Consider the following 3754-nt stretch of genomic DNA (forward strand, 5'->3'; position numbering starts at 1 on the left):
GCCATCGTCTTCTGTTGCATCTCCGGGGGCGCATCGGCGGACCGGGTGCGCATGGCGTGCACGTTGCCGGTCAGCACCAGCATCCGTGCATCGGCGGGCAGCGCGTTGAACTGCTGGCGCAGGTGCGTGGCCATGGCCGCATCGCGCGCGTCATTGCGGGCGGATGTGCCGGTCTCTTCGTCATAGCCGGCCACGCCCACGTCGCGGCCCTGGGCGCGCAACACACGGACGGCCTCGACCAGCGCCAGCATGTCGCGGCTGCGCCGGCCGTCATGCTGATCGTCCTTGACCCCCCAGAACGGCGAGGTCCGCAGCGCCTCGCGCGCGTCGGCACCGCCGTCCGAGCGCAGGTAGCGTGCCAGGGCGACGTTCTCGCTCATCGGCAGTTCCAGTGCCAGCCGCACGGCGGCCGTGTCGCGGCTGTAGCGCTCCATCAGGTCGGCCACCAACAGCGGCGTTTCGGCGGTGCCGTGGTATTCGCCAAGCACGACCAGGCGGTGGTCGCCGGCATGCGCCATGATCTGCGTGGCCGTGTCGTCGGGCGCAGGCGCGGCCATCGCCGCGCTGCCCAGCAGGGTCATGGCCAGTACTGCGCTTCGCATCCATCGTTTCATGCCGTCACGTCCTGTTCGGTCATGAAAGCAATGGTGACGGTGGCCGGAGATTCAAGGCGCGCGTCGCAGCGCGCGCCCGCGGCTTACAACCAGGGCAGCATCCAGTGGTCCACCATCAGGAAGGCGAACAGCGCCATCAGGTAGACGATGGAGTAGCCGAACATCTTCATCGAGAAGATCTCATCCGGCGGGTTCAGCATGCGCCACGCATACCAGAGGAAGACCGCGTTGAGCACGATCGCACCGCCGAGGTAGAACATACCGCTCATGCCGAACACCACCGGCAGGATGCTCACCACGGCCAGCGCGATGGAGTACACCATGATCGACTTGCGGGTGTACGCCACGCCGTGGGTAACCGGCAGCATCGGGATCTCGGCCTTGGCGTAATCCTCGCGACGGAAGATCGCCAGCGCCCAGAAATGCGGCGGTGTCCAGATGAAGATGATCAGCACCAGCAGCGATGCGTAAGCCCAGTCCCACGGGCCCTGCATGCCGGTGATCGCGGCCCAGCCCAGCATCGGCGGGGTGGCGCCGGCCAGACCGCCGATGACGATGTTCTGCGAGGTCGCGCGCTTGAGGTACACGGTGTAGATCACCGCGTAACCAATCAGCGAAGCGAAGGTCAGCACCGCGGTGATGACGTTGACCCAGACCACCAGGATGGTCATCGACAGCGCGATCAGCAGCCCGGCAAACACCAGCACCTGCCACGGCTTGACCTTGCCCACCACCAGCGGGCGCCACGAGGTGCGCGCCATCTGCGCGTCGATGCGTGCATCGAGCAACTGGTTGATGGCCGCGGCAGCGGAAGCGGCCAGCCAGATGCCGAGGAAGCCGAGCGCGCCGTCCAGCGCCTGCTGCGCGGTGGGCAGCCCGGGGATGGCCAGGAACATGCCGACCAGCGCGGTGAACACGATGAGGGCGACGACCTTGGGCTTGGTCAGGTCCCAGTACTGACGGTAACTGGCCATGCCGTCAGCCTGCCTGCACGGCAGACGCGGACGTGCCGGCCTTGCCGTCCGCGTCCGGCGCGCGCAGGCGCGCCAGCAGCGTGACCAGCACGAACAACAACGCCACCGCCCCGCCACTGTGGGCCACGGCCACTTCCAGCGGCACCGCCAGCTTCACGTTGAGGATGCCCAGGGTGATCTGCGCCACCACCAGCAGGCCCAGCGCGCTGGCCCAGCCGCGCATGCTCGGCAGCTTGAACAGACGCACCGACAGCCACAGCAGGTACACGGCCACCACGATCGCCATCATGCGGTGCGCCATCTGGATGGCGATCCGCGAGGCGCCATCGAGCACGCCGCCTTCGTAGTCCACGCCGATGCCGCGCCACAGGGTGAAGCCTTCCTTGAAGTCGTGCTGCGGCCACCACTGGCTGACGCAGCGCGGGAAGTTGTCCAGCGATGCACTGCCGCCGCCGCAGGCGAGCGCGGCGTAGTTGGCGCTGACCCAGCCGCCCAGCGCGATCTGCAGCACCAGCACGGCCACGCCGGCGCGGATCAGCCACTTCAGTTTCGGCGCTTCCACCAGCGTGATCGGCATGTGCGTGGCACGCCATGCCATCCACACCAGCAGGCCGAACATCAGCATGCCGCCCAGCAGGTGGCCCATCACCACGATCGGCTTGAGCAGCCAGGTCACCGTCCACATGCCGAGCAAGGCCTGGAAGATCACCACCGCCAGGGTCAGCAACGCGGCGCGGGCCAGGTCGATGTTGTTCCAGCGCAGCGCGGCCACCAGCAGGATGGCCTCGCCGATGATCGCCAGGATGCTCGCCGGCACGTGCATGCCCATCATGTACAGCGGTATGCCGGTGGCCACCAGTACGCAGGCGGCGACCACGGCAGTGGTGCCCCAGCGACGGCGGCGCGTGGCCAGCAGTGCCAGGGTGAGGATCTCGATGCCAAGCGCACCGGCCAGGAAGCGGTGCACCTGCTCGCGCCACGCCTTGTGGGTTTCCAGCGGGCGGATCTTCGCCGCTTCGTGCCCGACCACCTCGGCGGCATGCTGCGGCCAGGTGACGCGGCCATAGCAGGTGGGCCAGTCCGGGCAGCTCAGGCCGGCATCGGACAGGCGCACGAACGAACCGAACATGATCGTGCTGGCGGTCATGATCAGCGCAAACCACGCCAGACGGTGGAAATTGCGGTGCAGCACCGGGCGTGCGGAGAGGCTCATCTAAACGGAACTCACTTCAGTTTCAGCAGCGTGGCCAGGTCTTTGCGCAGACCGGCCATATCGAATCCCGGCGCATAGCGCATGATCACGAAACCGTTGGGATCGATCACATACACCGGCGTGCCGGCAGGGTCATCCACGGCGGGCAATGCGGCACGCAGGTCGGGCTGGTCGCGCAGCACGCGCAATGCGGGCATGCCGTGGACCTCGGCCGGCGGCGTGCCCAGCCACAGGATCTCGACATTATCGGCGTTATGCCCGAACAGCTGCCACACCTTGCCCAATCCCTGCGACAAAGTGACGCACGCGCTTGTACAGCCGGCAGACGGGGCTACCAGGATGCGCCAGGTGCGCGCCTCCGGATTCCATGCATACGGCTGGCCATTGGCCAGCGTCGGCGGCAGCGTGCGCAGGTCGGCGGGGGGCTGCAGCAACTGGCCGCTGTTGCGGTGCGCAGTGGGCTGCCACCCCGAGAAGCGCAGCACGCCGGCCAGCGCCATCGCACCGAAGAACAGGCCGAACAAGGCGATCAGCGTCCAGCGGCCGCGTGAGCGCGGGGACAGCCGTTCCGGGGAAGTGGCATTCATGGGTGGCATTTTCTCACGTTGGGGCGGTCAGCGCCGGGAGTCGGGGGAAACGCGGCGGCGTGAACGCAGCTCCAGCACCAGCGCGACCACCAGCACGGTCAACGCCAGCCCGAACCACTGCACCGCATAGCCCAGGTGACGGCTGGGCGGCAGCGTGTTGGGCAGCAGGTCCAGGTCGCGGGCGTAGCCGCCGGGCAGCGCAGGGTCCAGCCGCAGCACGCGGGCAGGCAGGCTGCCGGCGGGCAGCGCCAGCGCGCGGGCAACCTCGTCCGGCGGCATGCGATTGGCCAGCCAGATGCCCGGCTGCACGGTGGTCGCCAAGGCCGGGCCCAGCGCGATGCCGCTGGCCGGTGGGGGCGCCAGCAG

Annotated in this window: 5 protein-coding genes; all 5 read right to left on the reverse strand. The window is 68.3% G+C overall.

The window, feature by feature from the left end:
* Nucleotides 1–602 (reverse strand): calcium-binding protein (locus tag DBR34_RS08880; protein ID WP_258223772.1); only part of this gene is annotated, 602 nt, incomplete at its 3' end.
* 95 nt (nt 603–697) lie between these two features.
* Nucleotides 698–1588, reverse strand: a complete 891-nt coding sequence (cyoE, locus tag DBR34_RS08885; protein WP_038690917.1) for a heme o synthase — start codon at nt 1586–1588, stop codon at nt 698–700.
* A 4-nt stretch (nt 1589–1592) separates the two neighbouring features.
* On the reverse strand, nt 1593–2801 hold the full coding sequence (locus tag DBR34_RS08890) for a COX15/CtaA family protein (protein WP_128096526.1): 1209 nt from the start codon (nt 2799–2801) through the stop codon (nt 1593–1595).
* 11 nt (nt 2802–2812) lie between these two features.
* Nucleotides 2813–3388: a hypothetical protein gene (locus tag DBR34_RS08895; protein WP_128096527.1), complete on the reverse strand. Its 576-nt coding sequence runs from the start codon at nt 3386–3388 to the stop codon at nt 2813–2815.
* Nucleotides 3389–3415: 27 nt separating this feature from the next.
* Nucleotides 3416–3754 (reverse strand): SURF1 family cytochrome oxidase biogenesis protein (locus tag DBR34_RS08900; RefSeq protein WP_343125609.1); only part of this gene is annotated, 339 nt, incomplete at its 5' end.

This window comes from Stenotrophomonas sp. HMWF003 (assembly GCF_003061285.1).
GTDB classification, from domain to species: Bacteria; Pseudomonadota; Gammaproteobacteria; order Xanthomonadales; family Xanthomonadaceae; genus Stenotrophomonas; species Stenotrophomonas maltophilia_AP.

What these genes read in the sequence shown, in the direction of transcription:
- cyoE (WP_038690917.1), bottom strand. Translation starts at nt 1,588, where the DNA reads ATGGCCAGTTACCGTCAGTACTGGGACCTGACCAAGCCCAAGGTCGTC.
- DBR34_RS08890 (WP_128096526.1), bottom strand. Translation starts at nt 2,801, where the DNA reads ATGAGCCTCTCCGCACGCCCGGTGCTGCACCGCAATTTCCACCGTCTG.
- DBR34_RS08895 (WP_128096527.1), bottom strand. Translation starts at nt 3,388, where the DNA reads ATGAATGCCACTTCCCCGGAACGGCTGTCCCCGCGCTCACGCGGCCGC.